The sequence below is a fragment of the Streptomyces sp. NPDC001220 genome, from assembly GCF_053597895.1.
Genome location: NZ_JBSFJE010000011.1, coordinates 90,265 through 106,597, shown reverse-complemented (window position 1 = coordinate 106,597; position 16,333 = coordinate 90,265). Strand labels below are relative to the sequence as shown.

11 protein-coding genes are annotated in these 16,333 nt (G+C 71.8%); 3 read left to right on the top strand and 8 right to left on the bottom strand.

The features are described from left to right. Positions 1-89: 89 nt before the first annotated feature. The 3 genes from ACWDGI_RS25870 to rpsA form a co-directional block, all read right to left on the bottom strand. Positions 90-1,028, bottom strand: a complete 939-nt coding sequence (locus ACWDGI_RS25870; protein ID WP_450762784.1) for a PAC2 family protein — start codon at positions 1,026-1,028, stop codon at positions 90-92. 179 nt (positions 1,029-1,207) lie between these two features. Continuing rightward, positions 1,208-2,734 carry a flavin monoamine oxidase family protein gene (locus tag ACWDGI_RS25865; RefSeq protein WP_450763198.1) on the bottom strand — a complete coding sequence of 509 codons (1,527 nt, stop codon included), beginning with the start codon at positions 2,732-2,734 and terminating at the stop codon, positions 1,208-1,210. Between the two features lie 337 nt (positions 2,735-3,071). Continuing rightward, positions 3,072-4,565 (bottom strand): 30S ribosomal protein S1, encoded by a 1,494-nt coding sequence (gene rpsA / locus ACWDGI_RS25860; protein ID WP_189947373.1) that lies wholly within the window; start codon positions 4,563-4,565, stop codon positions 3,072-3,074. A 367-nt stretch (positions 4,566-4,932) separates the two neighbouring features. Between rpsA and ACWDGI_RS25855 the strand changes: the two genes are divergently transcribed. Further along, entirely contained in the window at positions 4,933-5,781 is an 849-nt protein-coding gene (locus ACWDGI_RS25855) for a class I SAM-dependent methyltransferase (protein ID WP_450763196.1), read from the top strand. 97 nt (positions 5,782-5,878) lie between these two features. Beyond that, complete coding sequence (locus ACWDGI_RS25850; protein WP_450762782.1) at positions 5,879-8,614, top strand: ATP-dependent RNA helicase; 2,736 nt, start codon at positions 5,879-5,881, stop codon at positions 8,612-8,614. Here ACWDGI_RS25850 and ACWDGI_RS25845 read toward each other — a convergent pair. The 3 genes from ACWDGI_RS25845 to ACWDGI_RS25835 form a co-directional block, all read right to left on the bottom strand. After that, positions 8,604-9,596: a DUF3068 domain-containing protein gene (locus ACWDGI_RS25845; RefSeq protein WP_450762780.1), complete on the bottom strand. Its 993-nt coding sequence runs from the start codon at positions 9,594-9,596 to the stop codon at positions 8,604-8,606. The genes ACWDGI_RS25850 and ACWDGI_RS25845 overlap by 11 nt on opposite strands. 21 nt (positions 9,597-9,617) lie before the next feature. Next, a complete protein-coding gene (locus tag ACWDGI_RS25840; protein ID WP_365798853.1) occupies positions 9,618-9,752 on the bottom strand; it encodes an SPW_0924 family protein in 135 nt (44 codons plus the stop codon). 164 nt (positions 9,753-9,916) lie between these two features. Continuing rightward, complete coding sequence (locus tag ACWDGI_RS25835) at positions 9,917-11,677, bottom strand: lytic transglycosylase domain-containing protein (protein ID WP_450762778.1); 1,761 nt, start codon at positions 11,675-11,677, stop codon at positions 9,917-9,919. Positions 11,678-11,989: 312 nt separating this feature from the next. Here ACWDGI_RS25835 and ACWDGI_RS25830 point away from each other — a divergent pair, with 312 nt between their 5' ends. After that, positions 11,990-12,829: a DUF4184 family protein gene (locus ACWDGI_RS25830; protein WP_450762776.1), complete on the top strand. Its 840-nt coding sequence runs from the start codon at positions 11,990-11,992 to the stop codon at positions 12,827-12,829. Here the strand turns inward: ACWDGI_RS25830 and ACWDGI_RS25825 are convergent. Continuing rightward, positions 12,765-13,136, bottom strand: a complete 372-nt coding sequence (locus tag ACWDGI_RS25825) for a hypothetical protein (RefSeq protein WP_450762774.1) — start codon at positions 13,134-13,136, stop codon at positions 12,765-12,767. The two genes, ACWDGI_RS25830 and ACWDGI_RS25825, sit on opposite strands and share 65 nt — an antisense overlap. Positions 13,137-13,295: 159 nt before the next feature. Next, the gene (gene polA, locus ACWDGI_RS25820) at positions 13,296-16,022 is read right to left on the bottom strand and encodes a DNA polymerase I (RefSeq protein WP_450762772.1); all 2,727 of its coding nucleotides are present in this window, start codon (positions 16,020-16,022) and stop codon (positions 13,296-13,298) included. Positions 16,023-16,333: the final 311 nt, after the last annotated feature.

Sequence of the window (16,333 nt, the reverse complement as noted above, 5' to 3'; positions counted from 1 at the left end):
AACCGGCCCTGCTCCCGAGCAGCCCCGACCCCATGGAACAGGCACTGTTGCAAGGCCCGTCGGCCCGGTGGAGGCCCCGGAGGGGGGATCTAGTTGTCGCCCTCCCGCTCCGCGAGGAAGCGTTCGAACTCCAGGCCGATCTCGTCCGCCGAGGGGATCTCCACCGGCTCGGCGAGCATGTTGCCCCGGGTCTCGGCGCCGGCGGCGGCGTCGTACTGGTGCTCAAGGCCCTGGACCAGGGCGGTGAGTTCCTCGTCGCCCTCCTGGATCTGGCGGTCGATCTCCGTCTGCGTACGGTGGGCGTCCGTGCGCAGGGCGTGCGCGATGCCGGGGAGTACCAGGCCGGTGGCGCCCGTGATGGCCTCCAGGACGGTCAGGGCGGCGTCGGGGTAGGCGGAGCGCGCGATGTAGTGCGGGACGTGCGCGGCGACGCCCAGGACGTCGTGGCCGGACTCCATGAGGCGGTATTCGAGCAGCGACGCGGCGCTGCCGGGCACCTGGGCCTCGTCGAAGGGGCTGCTGTGGCCCGGGACGAGGTCGGTGCGGTTGCCGTGCGGCGTGAGGCCGACGGGACGGGTGTGCGGGACGCCCATGGGGATGCCGTGGAAGTCCACGGACAGCCGGACGCCGAGCCGCTCCACGATCTGCCGTACGGCCGCGGCGAAGCGCTCCCACTCGACGTCCGGCTCGGGGCCGGACAGCAGCAGGAACGGCGCGCCCGTGGCGTCCTGGACCAGCCGGACCTCGATGCTGGGCTCCTCGTACTCGGTCCAGCGGTCCCGCTTGAAGGTCAGCAGCGGGCGGCGGGCCCGGTAGTCCACGAGCCGGTCGTGGTCGAAGCGGGCGACGACCTGGTGGGGCAGCGAGTCGAGGAGCCGGTCGACGATCTGGTCGCCGGTCTCGCCCGCGTCGATGTACCCGTCGAAGTGGTAGAGCATGACAAGACCGGCCGACTCCTGGGCCAGCGCCATGTCCACCACGGCGAGGCCCTTCGGCTCCCATGCGTACAAACCCTGCGGATCAAGCACTGTGACCGCTCCTCCTCGTGTTCGTACCGGACAACGTGGCAGGAGCGGCGGGCATTCCCGCCGCCGCTCCGATGAACCGACCACTCACCGACTTCTCATGCCGGAGGGCGCTCGAAGGGCGCTCTTCTCCTGCCGAAGAACGCGGCCTCGTGCCCGTGCGGGCCCCGCCCTGCCGCGCCCTACGCGGACAGCACGCGCGCGTGCAGTGCCGTGACCGCCTTTCGCGCGGAGCTGAACGCGCCGTGCTGCCAGGCGTCCGTGTAGCTGAGCCAGTCGCCGGCGAAGTAGACGCGGCCGGTGGGCTCGTTGAGCGGTTTGTAGCGCGCGTCGTCGGGACCGCCGGGGGTGTCGTGCCAGGCGGCCTCCAGATGGGGGGTCTGGCGCCAGTGGTGGGAGAAGGAGGAGACCAGCTCGGTGCGGTACTTGTCGCCGTAGATCTTCACGCCGGCGGCCACCGCGCGCTGTTCGCGCCGGGCCGGGGTGAGTTCGGCGTAGGAGTCCGCGTCGGTGTCGTAGTTGTAGTAGCCGATGAGGACGCCCCGTTCGCCGTGGAAGCCGTACGAGGGGTGCCAGATGTGGGTGACGTCCTGGTCGGTCTCGGTGATGCCGCCGTAGATGCGGTGGTCCAGTTCCCACCAGCGGGAGCGGTATTCGAGGCCGATCTTGGCCGCCGACGACGGGGTGACGGCCGCCAGGGCGCTCTGCACGCCGGTGCCGAGGTTGTGCGGAACCTTGGCGAGGATGTTGGGCGGCATGGCGGCCACGCAGTAGTCGGCGTCGACGGCCTTGGTACGGCCGCCCTGGGTGTAGGTCACGGTGACGCCGTCGCCCTTGTCGGTGATCCTGGAGACGACGGCTCCGGTTCGGATGCGGTGGGCGCCGATCGCGCGGGTGAGCGCCTTGGGTATCCGGTCCATGCCGCCGACCGGCTGGAACATCAGCATCGCCTGGTCGAAGCCGAACTCGAAGGAGAAGTAGCGTCCGACGCCGCTCGCGAAGACCTCGGAGGCGGCCGGGACATCGCCGAGAAGCACGCCGGGAGTGCCGGCGGCGGCCGGTACGGTCGTGTATCCGCGCCGCTCGCCGCCCTGGTACGTGAGCTTGTCGCCGAGTTCGCCCCAGTCCTTGAGGAACTCGACGAGCCGCTCCTGGTCGGTGGCCGTCAGCTCCTTGTCCAGGGCGCCCTTGTCGGTGGCCTTGGCGAGCAACTCCGCGACGTAGCCGTACACGTCGGCCTTGGCGGTGCGGTAGCGCTCGGCCTTCGTCATGCCGGCGGACTCGTTGTAGAGGTACGCGTCGGCGTTGGTGTTCGTGAACACCTCTATGGGGACGCCGAGTTCGCGGCAGTAGTCGAGAGTGATCATCCACTGCGGTATACGGGCCGGCCCGGCGTTCATGTAGTGGCCGTCGGCGAACCGGGCGGTCTGCGTATGGCCGTGGAGGTCGGTGGTCGAGTCGCCGCCGCGCACGGTGAAGTTGCGTCCGCCGGTACGGTCCCTGGCCTCCAGGATCGTACAGCCGTAGCCGGCCTTGCCCAGTTCGTACGCGGTCGCGAGGCCGGCGATGCCGCCGCCGAGGATGACGACTCTGGCCGCGGCGCGCCCGGTGAGGGTGAAGTCGCTCGCGCCGGGCGCCCGGAAGGCCTGTTCGCGCTGGGCGGCCCGGGCGGTGGGGGCGAGTCCGAGCGCTCCCATGGTGGCGAGCATGGTGCCGGCGCCGCCGGTGAGACCGACGTCGCGCAGGAAGGTCCGCCGGCTCGTCCCTGACCTGTACTGAGGGTGTGCCATGCCTGGACTCCTCTCTCGATCTTGAACGAAGACCGGGGAAGCGTCCCAGCGCCGCGTTACGGCCCAGCGGTTACTCGTGTATCCCACACGTTTCTGCGCACGTGAAGTGAAGCGCCCTGCAGGGGCGCGGGGAACTGCGCGATCAGCCACAGCGGGGCCGCACATGCGCACGGACGCGCACCCCCGGAAAACACCGGGGGGCCGTACCTCGAAAGGTACGGCCCCTCAGTTACCGGCTAAGCCCAGCGGCTGGGGTTCAGCTCTGGCCACCCGCGAGCTTCTCGCGCAGCGCGGCCAGCGCCTCGTCAGAGGCCAGCGCGCCGGAGGTGTCCGCACCCTCGGAGGAGTACGAACCGCCACCCGAAGCGGCCGGAGCGGCAGCCTCGCCGCCCTCGGCGGCAGCGGCGGCGTCGGCCTCGCGGCTCTTGATGACCTGCTGCTGGTGCTGCTCGAAGCGCTGCTGCGCCTCGGCGTACTGGTGCTCCCACGCCTCGCGCTGGGTCTCGTAGCCCTCGAGCCAGTCGTTGGTCTCGGGGTCGAAGCCCTCGGGGTAGATGTAGTTGCCCTGGTCGTCGTACGAGGCAGCCATGCCGTACAGGGTCGGGTCGAACTCGACCGAGGCCGGGTCGGCACCGAAGGACTCGTTGGCCTGCTTCAGCGAGAGGCTGATGCGACGACGCTCGAGGTCGATGTCGATGACCTTGACGAAGATCTCGTCGTTGACCTGGACGACCTGCTCCGGGATCTCCACGTGGCGCTCGGCCAGCTCGGAGATGTGGACCAGACCCTCGATGCCCTCGTCCACGCGGACGAACGCACCGAACGGAACCAGCTTGGTGACCTTACCCGGGACGACCTGACCGATCTGGTGGGTCCGGGCGAACTGCTGCCACGGGTCTTCCTGGGTCGCCTTCAGCGACAGGGAGACACGCTCGCGGTCCATGTCGACGTCGAGGACCTCGACGGTGACTTCCTGGCCGACCTCGACAACCTCGGACGGGTGGTCGATGTGCTTCCAGGACAGCTCGGAGACGTGGACCAGACCGTCGACGCCACCCAGGTCCACGAAGGCACCGAAGTTGACGATCGAGGAGACCACACCGGAGCGGACCTGACCCTTCTGGAGGGTCGTGAGGAACGTCTGGCGGACCTCGGACTGGGTCTGCTCCAGCCAGGCACGGCGGGACAGGACCACGTTGTTGCGGTTCTTGTCCAGCTCGATGATCTTGGCCTCGAGCTCCTTGCCCACGTAGGGCTGGAGGTCGCGGACGCGGCGCATCTCGACCAGGGAGGCCGGGAGGAAGCCACGGAGGCCGATGTCGAGGATGAGACCACCCTTGACGACCTCGATGACGGTACCGGTGACGATCCCGTCCTCTTCCTTGATCTTCTCGATGGTGCCCCAGGCACGCTCGTACTGGGCGCGCTTCTTCGAGAGGATCAGGCGGCCTTCCTTGTCCTCCTTCTGGAGAACAAGGGCCTCGATCTCGTCACCGACGGCGACGACCTCGTTGGGGTCGACGTCGTGCTTGATCGAGAGTTCGCGGCTCGGGATGACACCTTCGGTCTTGTAACCGATGTCGAGCAGGACCTCGTCCCGGTCGACCTTCACGATGACGCCGTCGACGATGTCGCCGTCGTTGAAGTACTTGATCGTCTCGTCGATCGCGGCGAGGAAAGCTTCCTCGTTACCGATGTCGTTGACCGCTACCTGCGGGGTGGTGGCGGTGGTCTCGGTGCTGCTCGTCATGTGAGAAAGGGCTCCGGTACGGACATTGAAGTCGTAGGTACTGCTTACGCCGGGAGCCTGTTTCGCTCTGTAGAAGCCGGACAGCCTAGGAAGCGCCACCTGAAACACTGGTGACGCCTCGACAACCGAGGGGACATACAACAGATGCGAGCGCAGCCTGCTACGTCTGAGGTGCGCAGGCCCGCAGCGCAACTTGTAGCATACGGGGGCAGCCGGGCAGGGTCAATGCGCGAAGGCGCACACCCGGGGCGGATCGCCGCATACCCGGCACAAAAGCCGTCCCGCGAGGCCACGCAGGCCCGACAGACCTCCTCCGTGACACCCCCCTGAACGGGTTGCACGGAAGAGTACGACGAGGGAGCCGATCATCCAAGAGCCCGATTCGTTCGACCTCGAAGAGGCCGGGTCACACCCCGGAACAGAGGGCGATCCCGAAGCCACCCGGCGTGCCGCCGGGGTCACGGAGAGCAGCCGCGCCAACCGAAGCTGGTGGGATCGCAACGCCGACGAGTACCAGGTCGAGCACGGCACGTTCCTGGGCGACGACCGTTTCGTGTGGGGTCCCGAGGGCCTCGACGAGGTGGAGGCGGAGCTGCTCGGGCCGCCGGAGGACCTCAAGGGCAAGGACGTCCTGGAGATCGGTGCCGGCGCGGCCCAGTGCTCGCGCTGGCTGGCCGCCCAGGGTGCCCGTCCGGTCGCCCTGGATCTCTCGCACCGCCAGCTCCAGCACGCGCTGCGCATCGGCGGATCGTTTCCCCTCGTCTGCGCCGACGCCGGCGCGCTGCCCTTCGCCGACGGCTCCTTCGACCTGGCGTGCTCGGCGTACGGCGCGCTCCCCTTCGTCGCCGACCCGCGCCTGGTGCTGCGCGAGGTGCGGCGGGTGCTGCGCCCGGGGGGCCGCTTCGTCTTCTCCGTGACGCACCCGATCCGCTGGGCGTTCCCGGACGAGCCGGGCCCCGAGGGCCTCTCGGTCTCCGCCTCCTACTTCGACCGCACGCCCTACGTCGAGCAGGACGAGGAGGGCCACGCGGTGTACGTCGAGCACCACCGCACGCTCGGCGACCGGGTCCGGGACATCGTCTCCGCGGACCTGCGCCTGGTCGACCTGGTGGAGCCGGAGTGGCCGGCCTGGAACACCGCCGAATGGGGCGGCTGGTCGCCGCTGCGGGGCGGCCTCGTGCCGGGGACCGCGATCTTCGTGTGCGAGCGGACCTGAGCCGCCGGCGGCTCGTACAAAGGCACGCGCGCGAGAGCACGCGCGTGAGAGCACGCGCGCGTGGGGGCGTCTTCGGCGGCCGTAAGACACTAGGGCCGTGATCCGTTACGACGCCCTGGACGCGCTGCCCGTAAGACAGGCCCTGCCCGGTCTGGACGACGCCCTGGCCGGGCCCGGCACCGCCGTCCTGGTGGCACCGCCCGGCACCGGCAAGACGACGCTGGTGCCGCTGGCGCTGGCCGGGCTGCTGGACGGCGGCCGGCCCGCGCGGCGGGTGGTCGTGGCGGAGCCACGCCGGATCGCGGCGCGCGCGGCGGCCCGCCGGATGGCCTGGCTGCTCGGTGAGCAGGTCGGGCGGAGCGTCGGCTACACCGTGCGCGGCGAACGCGTCGTGGGCCCCTACGCGCGCGTGGAGGTCGTCACGACCGGTGTGCTGTTGCAGCGCCTGCAACGCGACCAGGAGCTTTCGGGCGTGGACGTCGTCGTCCTGGACGAGTGCCACGAGCGGCATCTGGACGCCGACACGGTGGCGGCCTTCCTCTGGGACGTTCGCGAGACGCTCCGCCCGGAGCTGCGCCTGGTGGCCGCCTCGGCGACCACGGACGCGCAGGGGTGGGCGCGGCTGCTGGGCGGTGCGCCGGTGGTCGAGGCGGACGGCGTGTCGTACCCGGTGGAGGTGGTGTGGGCCCCGCCGGCGCGTCCGGTGCGGCCGCCGCACGGGATGCGCGTGGACCCGGCGCTCCTGACGCATGTGGCGTCGGTGGTGCGGCGGGCTCTGGCCGAGCGGCCGGGGGACGTGCTGTGCTTCCTGCCGGGCGTGGGCGAGATCGCGCGGGTGGCCGGCCTGTTGGGTGACCTGGGGGACGTGGCGGTGCTCCAGGTCCACGGCCGGGCACCGGCGTCCGTGCAGGACGCGGTGCTGGCGCCCGGGGAGCGGCGCCGGGTGGTCCTGGCCACGGCGGTCGCCGAGTCGTCGCTCACCGTGCCCGGGGTGCGGGTGGTCGTCGACTCCGGGCTGGCGCGGGAGCCGCGGGTCGACCACGCGCGCGGGCTGAGCGCGCTGGCGACGGTACGGGCGTCGCGGGCGGCCGGACGGCAGCGGGCGGGCCGGGCCGGGCGGGAGGCTCCGGGAGCGGTGTACCGCTGCTGGTCCGAGGCGGAGGATGCTCGCCTGACCGCCTTTCCGGCGCCGGAGATCAAGGTGGCCGATCTGACGGCCTTCGCCCTTCAGGCGGCCTGCTGGGGTGATCCCGGGGCCGCCGGGCTGGCGCTGCTCGATCCGCCGCCGGGCGGGGCGATGGCGGCGGCGCGGGAGGTGCTGACGGCGATCGGGGCGGTCGACCCCGCCGGACGGGCCACGGAACGGGGGCTGCGGCTGGCCCGGCTGGGGGTGCATCCGCGGCTGGGGCGGGCGTTGCTGGACGGCCCGGGCGGAAGTGCCGAGGTGGTCGCCTTGCTGAGCGAGGAGCCGCCGCGGGAGTACGGCGACGACCTGGCCGGCGCGCTGCGGGCGGCCCGGCGTGGCGGCGACGCCTACGCCGGCCGGTGGCACGCGGAGGTACGCCGGCTCCGGGCGGGCGGCCGGGGCACCTCGGCCGGCACGGTGGACGACCAGCGCACCTCGGCCGGCACGGTGGACGACCAGCGCACCCCGGCCGGCACGACGGGCGACCGCACAGCAGACCACCAGCGCACCTCGGCCGGTTCGGTGGGCGACCGCACGGGAGGCAACCGCTCGGTGGACGACCGCTCGGGAGGCAACCGCTCGGTGGACGACCGCTCGGGAGGCAACCGCTCGGGAGGCAACCGCTCGGTGGACGACCGCTCGGGAGGCAACCGCTCGGTGGACGACCGCTCGGTGGGCGACCGCATGGTGGGACTCGTCGCCGCTCTCGCCTTTCCCGAGCGCGTCGCCAAGGCCGACGGCGGGTCGTATCTCATGGCCTCCGGCACCCGGGCCGAGCTCGCCGACGGCAGCCCGCTGCGCGGCGCCCCATGGCTCTCGGTGGCCGTCGCGGACCGTCCCCTCGGCAGAGGGCACGCGCGCGTGCGGCTCGCCGCGGTGGTGGACGAGGCCACGGCCAGGTCGGCGGCCGGGTCGCTGTACTCCGAGGACCAGGAGGTCCGGTGGGCCGACGGGGACATCGTGGCGCGGCGCGTGGAGCGGCTCGGGGCGATCGAGCTCGTGGTGCGGCCGCTGCGGGACGCCGACCCGGCCCTCGTCCGCGCCGCGCTCCTCGACGGGCTGCGGCAGGAGGGGCTCGGCCTGCTGCGGTGGACGCCCGACGCGGCGGTACTGCGGCAGCGGCTCGCGTTCCTGCGGCTGCGCCTCGGGGAGCCCTGGCCCGACGTCTGCGAGGACGCGCTGCACGCGCGCGTGGACGAGTGGCTGGAACCGGAGCTGAGCCGGGCCCGGCGCCGGGCCGACCTCGGGCGGATCGACGCCGGGGAGGCGCTGCGGCGGCTGCTGCCGTGGGCGAGCGGCGAGGCGGGCCGGCTCGACGAGCTGGCGCCCGAGCGGATCGTCGTACCCAGTGGGTCACGGATCCGGGTCGACTACGGGAACCCCGAGCAGCCCGTGCTCGCCGTGAAGGTGCAGGAGATGTTCGGGGCGCAGGAGTCACCGGCCGTGGCCGGGGTGCCGGTGCTCGTGCATCTGCTGTCGCCCGCCGGGCGCCCCGCCGCCGTCACCGCCGACCTCGCCTCCTTCTGGCGGGACGGGTACAAGGGCGTACGGGCCGAACTGCGCGGTCGGTATCCGAAGCATCCCTGGCCCGAGGACCCGGCGTCCGCCGAGCCCACCCGGCACACCAACGCGCGGCTCAGGCGCTGACCGGTTCCGGGACCGTGGAGGCGGCCGGTTCCGGGTCGGCCGGGCGGCGGCCGAAGGCTTCCAGACAGAGCGAGAGGGCGAGCAGCGCGATGCCGAGGGAGAGGAAGCCCCACGGGAGGTAGGAGGTCAGCATCAGGACGAGGGTGCGGTTCTGCTTGACCAGGGCGACCGTGTGCTCGATGTAGTCCTCGCGCATCTTCACGTCGCCGGCGAAGGCCGTCACCTTGGCGCGGCCGCCCAGCAGGGTGCCGCCGCGCAGTTCCTCCTTGTGGATCTCCTCGCCGTAGACGGGTGCCCCGGTGACGGGCTCGACCCAGAACTTGCGGACCGTGGTGTACCAGCGGGTGGTGCCGGTCTTGGCGACGGTCTCGGGGGTGATGCCCTGTACCGGCATCTTCTTGGGCATGGGGACCTTGGTCCAGGGGATGGTCTGCTCGAAGTAGTAGACCTCGACGCCCCGGAAGGTCTGCGTCCCCTTGTAGTGGATGGGGTTGGTGGTGCGGGTCTGCGCGTCGAAGTACTCGTAGTCCCGCTTCTCGGTCAGGAACGGCCACTTGAACTCGATGCCGTCCCGTCTGACCGGGTCCCCGTCGACCATCTCGCCGGTGGCGTGGACGGGTTCCTGGCTGTGGGCGTCGAAGATGTAGCGCTCGGGGATCTCGGAGACCATCTTGCCGTCAGGGCCCTGCACGTAGGACAGGCCGTCCCAGACGACGACGTCCCGTCCCGCCGTCTTCTCGATCTTCTTCGCGGCCGCCACATCGCCCTTGAGGGTCTGCACGATGGTGACCCTGGGGACCTTCTTCGCCTTCATGGTGCCGTAGTCGAGGAGCGTGGCGTCCTTCGCCTCCAGGACCATGTCCTGGTACTGGTTGGCGGGGATCTTGGCCAGGCGCGGGAAGGCGTACCAGCGCAGCAGCGGGGACAGTGCCGCGAAGAACACGGCGCAGGCGAGCAGGACCAGACTGGCCTTGCGGCGCATCTCGGCCTCCCGGGGCGGCGGTTACGGATGGGACGGCACCGTTGTGAGCAGCGGCTTGGGGGATGTCTTCCCGGCCGGCGACCCCAGGGCGCCGATCGTGACGACGAGGACCAGTGCGAGGGCGAGACCGGTCGCGGCGGCGATCAGGGCACGCATGCGGGGCCTCCCGACGGCCGGCTGCTTCCCGACGGTCTTCCTGATGGATCGTCAGGTGCGGGCACCGTAGCAACGGGAGGGTGAGATGAGAACAGGTCGTACGACGGCGAAGGGCGCCGTCCCGCGTCGGCGGGAGGGCGCCCTCGTGGTCGTACGGCCGTGGTTCAGGGGGTGGCGGAGGCGCTCGGGGAGGCGGAGGCCGACGCGGACTCGGACGCGGACGGGCTCGGCGACGGGCTCGGCGAGGTGTCGGCCGCGGCGACCGTCAGTTCGACGGTGAGGGTCGCGCCGCCGGTGGTGGTGATGCGGAGCAGGAACGTGCCGGTGGTGTCGTCCGCGTACAGCTTGGGCAGCGTGAGCAGGCCGTTCTTGTCCGTCTTGAGGTCCGTGAGGGTCCGGACGGGGTTGCCGTTCGCGTCCTTGAAGTACGGGCCCTTGTCGTTCTCGGTGCTGTCGTCCGCCGACTTGACGAGCGTGGCGGTGGCGGCGACCTGGTCGGCGACGGCGCCCTGGTAGGTGGCCTTCGCCTGCACCTGGTCGGCGAATTCGGCGCCGGGGGTGCTGGTGAGCGCGGTGGTGTCGGCGAGGGCGAGGGTGTCGGCGGCGCGCGCGGTGACACTCGCCGCGTAGTCGACGCCCTTCGCCGTACGGCCCGCCACACTGGCGCGGACCGTGAAGTCGCCGGTCTTCTCGCCCGCCTGGAGCGCCGGTGCGACCGCGACGCCCTTGCTGTCGGTGGTGACCGTGGCGACGCTCTCGCCGCCGGTGAAGGTCGCGTCCGTGTCCCCGACGATGGTGAACCGGACCCGGACCTTGGCGACGATCCGGCCCGCCTTGGTCTCCGCGCGCGTGCTGATCCTCTTGGTGAACGCGTCGCCTGCCATCGCCGTGAGCTTGGCGGTGCCCGCGTCCTCCAGGTGGTCCACGGTGTCGGTGGCCGTGGGCGGCAGGCTCGGGGTCGTGCTCGGGCCGCCCGGCTTCGGCTCGTCGGGCTTCGGGGTCCCCGGCGCAGTGGGCGTCGGGGAGCCGCTGGGACCGCTGGAGCCGGAACCGCTGCCGGGCTTGCCGTCGTCGCTGCGGTGGCTGGGCACGGTGCCGGTGCCGTTCGGGACCGAGTGGGTGCCCTTGCGGTAGAACTCGTACCAGGACAGCACCAGGTTGAGGTAGTCCTGCGAGTTGTTGTAGCTGAGGATCGCGCTGTTCATGTCGGCCTGGACGGACAGGTCCCAGCCGTTGCGGCACAGGTAGTGGCCGGCGGCGAGCGCCGCGTCGTAGACGTTGTTGGGGTCCTTGACGCCGTCGCCGTTGCCGTCGCGGCCCGCCCACGCCCAGGTCGAGGGGATGAACTGCATGGGGCCGACGGCCTGGTCGTACTGGCTGTTGCCGTCGTACTGGCCGCCGTCGGTGTCCGGGATGAGCGCGAACCCGTTGCCGTCGAGCTGCGGGCCCAGGATCCGGTGCAGGGTGTTGCCCTCGGCGTCGACGTCGCCGCCGCGGGCCTGCCCCGACTCCACCTTGCCGATGGCGGCGAGCAGCTGCCAGGGCAGGTTGCAGCCCGGCTTGGAGCCGCGCAGCTCCGCCTCGGCCTTCTTGTAGGCGTCGAGGACGGTGGCGGGTATGCCCGCCTCGGCCGCGCCCCGGGAGACGGCGGTGCCGATGCTCGACGAGGAGGCGGTGGGACTGGGGCTGGGGTTGGGGCTGTTGAGCGGCGGCAGGTCCGTGTAGTACGGCGAGTTGCCGGTGGCGCCGTCGGCCGCGCCGGCTCCGTCGGGTGCGGAGGTGCTGGCACCGGCGTTCGCCTGCCGGCCCGTGTCGCCGCCCGTCGCACCCGGTGCCTGGGACGCGGACAGAGCCGCTACCGCCAACGCGGCCGCGGCGGTCGTCGCCGCTCCCTTGCGCAGCCGCCTGCCGAATTGCGCCGCCATAAGGTGAACCCCTCCCATGGGCGCCTTCTGAGCGCCCGTCTCCGTCTGCCTGCTCGCCTCTGGTGTGACGGTTGGCCTGGTGCTGCGGTTGCCCCCTGTTACCTCTTTCCATTGGTGAGGTAGCGCATCCGTGGTACACGCCGGGGCGGCGACCCAGGCGACACTACGACAACTTCCATTCCGCGGACACCCGGCGGTGCCCGATTTTCACCAGTTGGCCATTACCCGTTGAACGATGGTGGTGTCGCGGATACTTGCCGTACGCGATCACTTGTTCGGCGCTCCGGCCGCCGACTGCTCCAGGGAGACCGGGTGCCGTTCACTCTCAGCCACGCCGCCGCCGTACTGCCCGCCGTGCGCGACGACGGGACCGGGCGCGGACGGCTGGTGCCGGCGGTGCTCTTCGCCGGGTCCTTCTCCCCCGACCTCACCTACTACGCGGCGAGCGCGGTGCCGGACGCGATGGAGTTCGGCCGGTTCACGCACTCCTTCACCGGTGTCTTCACCGTGGACGTGCTCTTCTCCTGGGCGCTGGCGGCGCTGTGGGTGCTGGTACGGGAGCCGCTCGTGGCCCTGCTGCCCCGGACCCGGCAGGGGCGCCCGGCGGCCCTGCTGCGCTGCGGGGCGCCACGCGCGCGTGCCGCTCTTTCCGTCGCCGCCCGGTGGTACGTCTCCGCCGTGCTCGGCGCGCTCACCCATGTCGTCTGGGACGCGTTCACCCACCACGACCGCTGGGGGACCCGGCTGATCCCCGCGATCGGCCGCAACGTCGCGGGCGTACCGCTCTACACCCTGCTCCAGTACGGCACTTCGGCGGTGGCCGCGGCCGTGCTCGCCGTGTTCGTGCTCCGTGCGCTACGGCGGGCCCCGGCCGGGGAGCCGGTGGGGGTGCCGCTGCTGTCCGTACGGGACCGGTGGTGGGCCGGGGCAGGGATCGCGGGCTGCGCGCTGGTGGCCGCGGTGCAGCGGGCCACGCGGTGGTGGGCCTACTGGGATTCGACGGCGAAGCCCTGGGAGCTGCTGCCGACGGTGCTCTTCGGGGCGGGCGCGGGGCTGCTGCTCGGGGTGCTCGGGTATGCGGCGACGGTCAGGGTGTGGCGTCCGGCTCCGGTGGCCGGCGGTGTGCGCCGGAACCCTTCGGCCGTTCGGTGAGGGTGGCCACGAAGACGGTCATGGTGCGGGGGCGGCGGGGGCCGGGGAGCGTGCTGAGGAGCAGCGCGAGATAGCTGCGGGCGAGATCGAGCCACTGCCGCGGGTCGGGGCGGGTGCGGAGTCTGCGCCGGAGGCGGGCGACCGCTTTGCGCACGGTGACGGCGAGGTCGGTGGGGATGTGGGCGGAGCTGGCGCCGGGTGCCATGGCCGGGGCCGACGAGGCCGCCGTGACCTGCGCCGCGGCGGAGCGGACCTTGGCCGGGGGCCTGATCTGGGGCGTCCGGCCGTGAAGCATGCGTATACCCATGCCCGCATCCTTGCCGTTGCCGGGTACGGGGGCGTTCTGACGGGGTCCAGCTGAGTGACGCCGTTGCGCCGACGACCGGCAGCGAGCGCCGCTCCACCGGTGTCGTGGAGTGGCGCCCGCCGCCGGCTGCCGGGAACCCCCGCCGGCTCTCGCCGGAGGCTAGTGCGCTGCTGATTCCCAGTCCGTGCCCACGCCGACCGAGACGTCCAGCGGGGCCCTGAGGTGGACCGCGTCGGCCATCTCACGGCGGAGGATCGCCTCGACCTCGGTGCGCTCGCCGGGGGCGATCTCCAGGACGATTTCGTCGTGGACCTGGAGGAGCATCCGGGACTTCAGTTCCGCCTCGCGCAGCGCGCCGTCCACCTTCAGCATGGCCAGCTTGACGATGTCCGCCGCGGTGCCCTGGATGGGCGCGTTGAGCGCCATCCGCTCGGCCGCCTCGCGGCGCTGGCGGTTGTCGCTGTTGAGGTCGGGGAGGTAGCGGCGGCGGCCGAAGAGTGTCGCCGTGTAGCCGGTCGCCCGGGCCTCGTCCACGACCCGGCGCAGATAGTCACGGACGCCGCCGAACCGCTCGAAGTAGGTGTCCATCAAGGCCCGGGCCTCGCCGGCGTCGATGTTCAGCTGCTGGGAGAGGCCGAACGCCGACAGTCCGTAGGCGAGGCCGTACGACATCGCCTTGATCTTGCGGCGCATCTCCGCGTCGACGGCCGAGCGGTCGACGGAGAACACCTGGGAGGCGACCGTGGTGTGCAGGTCCTCGCCGGAGGTGAACGCCTCGATCAGGCCCTCGTCCTCGGAGAGATGGGCCATCACCCGCAGTTCGATCTGGCTGTAGTCGGCCGTCATCAGCGACTCGAAGCCCTCGCCCACCACGAAGCCCCGGCGGATCGCCCGGCCCTCGTCGGTACGGACCGGGATGTTCTGGAGGTTCGGGTCCGTGGAGGAGAGCCGGCCGGTCGCGGCCACCGTCTGGTTGAACGTGGTGTGGATACGGCCGTCCGCCGCCACCGTCTTGATCAGGCCCTCGACGGTCACCCGCAGCTTGGCCTGCTCACGGTGGCGGAGCATGATCACCGGCAGTTCGTTCTCGGTCTGGCCGGCCAGCCAGGCGAGTGCGTCGGCGTCGGTGGTGTAACCGGTCTTGGTCTTCTTCGTCTTGGGCAGCGCCAGCTCGCCGAAGAGGACCTCCTGGAGCTGCTTGGGCGAGCCCAGGTTGAACTCGTGCCCGGCCGCCGCGTGCGCCTCCTTCACGGCCTGCTGGACCGCGCCCGCGAACATCTGCTCCATCGCTTCCAGATGCGCGCGGTCGGCCGCGATGCCGTGCCGCTCCATGCGGGCGAGGAGGACGGAGGTCGGCAGCTCCATGTCACGGAGCAGGTCCGCCGCGCCGACCTCCTGGAGCCGGCCCTCGAAGGCCTCGCCCAGGTCGAGGATCGCGCGGGCCTGGATCATCAGCGCCTCGGCCTCGGCGCCGTCGTCCGCGCCGAAGGCCAGCTGACCGTCGGCCGCCGCGGCCGGCGCCAGCTCCCGGTGCAGGTACTCCAGGGACAGCGCGTCCAGGTCGAAGGAGCGGCGGCCGGGCTTGACCAGATAGGCGGCGAGCGCGGTGTCCATGGTGACGCCGTCGATGCTCCAGCCGTGCTCGGCGAAGACCCGCATGGCGCCCTTGGCGTTGTGGAAGACCTTGGGCCGCGCCGCGTCGGTCAGCCAGGCCGTCCACGCGTTCTCGTCGGCCTCGTCCAGCTCGGCGGGGTCGAACCAGGCCGCCGCTCCCCCGGCCGCGGCCAGCGCGACCTCGGCGACCGAGCCGGTGCCGAGCGCCCAGGTGCCGACGGTGGCGATGCCCAGCGCCTGCGTGCCGTGCTCGGCGAGCCAGCCGGTCAGCTCGCCGGTGCCGAGGACGGTGCCGTCCACCGCCACGCCCGCCTCGGGGGCCGGCGTGGCCTCGGCCTCCTCGGCGCCGGGGTCGACGGCGTAGAGCCGCTCGCGCAGCGACGGGTTACGGATCTCCAGGGTGTCAAGGATCATCGCGACGTTCTTGCGGTCGTACGGCGCGCGCTCCAGGTCGGCGACCGTCTTCGGCAGCTCGACCCGGCGCTCCAGCTCGGTGAGCCGGCGGTTGAGCTTGACCGACTCCAGGTGGTCGCGGAGGTTCTGGCCGGCCTTGCCCTTCACCTCGTCGACGCGCTCCACCAGCTCGGTGAAGGAACCGAACTGGTTGATCCACTTCGCGGCCGTCTTCTCGCCGACGCCGGGGATGCCGGGGAGGTTGTCGGACGGGTCGCCGCGCAGGGCCGCGAAGTCGGGGTACTGGGCGGGCGTCAAGCCGTACTTCTCGAAAACCTTCTCCGGGGTGAACCGGGTCAGCTCGGAGACGCCCTTCGTCGGATAGAGGACCGTGGTGTGCTCGGTGACCAGCTGGAAGGAGTCACGGTCGCCGGTGACGATCAGGACCTCGAAGCCCGCGGCCTCGGCCTGGGTGGCGAGGGTGGCGATGATGTCGTCGGCCTCGAAGCCCTCGACGGCGAAGCGCTGCGCGTGCATCGCGTCGAGCAGCTCGCCGATCAGCTCCACCTGGCCCTTGAACTCGTCCGGCGTCTTGGAGCGGTTCGCCTTGTACTCGGTGAACTCCTCGGAGCGCCAGGTCTTGCGCGAGACGTCGAAGGCCACCGCGAAGTGGGTGGGCGCCTCGTCACGCAGGGTGTTGGCCAGCATCGACGCGAAACCGTAGATCGCGTTCGTCGGCTGGCCCGTCGCGGTCGTGAAGTTCTCCGCGGGCAGCGCGAAGAACGCGCGGTAGGCCAGCGAGTGCCCGTCCATGAGCATCAGCCGGGGACGGGTCCCACTGGGGGTCTTGTCGGTCTTCTTCGATGCTGTCTCTGCCACGCCCCCGATCCTGCCACGCCGCACTGACAGCGAGGGCCGACGGTTCGGGTCGCGATGGCCCCGGCACCGCCGGACAGCGCCCGTCGGGGCTGATCGCCGTCCCGGCCGGGAAACCCGAGAGCGGGGCGAGCCGGGAGGGGCGGCGCGGTCGGGCACGGGTTCCGGCGCGCACGGCCGACGGCGCGAGCACCGGTTCCGGCACGCACGGCCGACAGCGCGAGCACCGGTTCCGGCACGCACGGCCGACAGCGCGAGCACCGGTTCCGGCACGCACGGCCGACAGCGCGAGCACCGGTTCCGGCACGCACGGC

Excerpts from the sequence above, each read along its gene's own strand:
- ACWDGI_RS25865 (WP_450763198.1), bottom strand. The coding sequence starts at position 2,734 with ATGCTCGCCACCATGGGAGCGCTCGGACTCGCCCCCACCGCCCGGGCC.
- rpsA (WP_189947373.1), bottom strand. The coding sequence starts at position 4,565 with ATGACGAGCAGCACCGAGACCACCGCCACCACCCCGCAGGTAGCGGTC.
- ACWDGI_RS25845 (WP_450762780.1), bottom strand. The coding sequence starts at position 9,596 with ATGCGCCGCAAGGCCAGTCTGGTCCTGCTCGCCTGCGCCGTGTTCTTC.
- ACWDGI_RS25825 (WP_450762774.1), bottom strand. The coding sequence starts at position 13,136 with ATGGGTATACGCATGCTTCACGGCCGGACGCCCCAGATCAGGCCCCCG.
- ACWDGI_RS25835 (WP_450762778.1), bottom strand. The coding sequence starts at position 11,677 with ATGGCGGCGCAATTCGGCAGGCGGCTGCGCAAGGGAGCGGCGACGACC.
- ACWDGI_RS25840 (WP_365798853.1), bottom strand. The coding sequence starts at position 9,752 with ATGCGTGCCCTGATCGCCGCCGCGACCGGTCTCGCCCTCGCACTGGTC.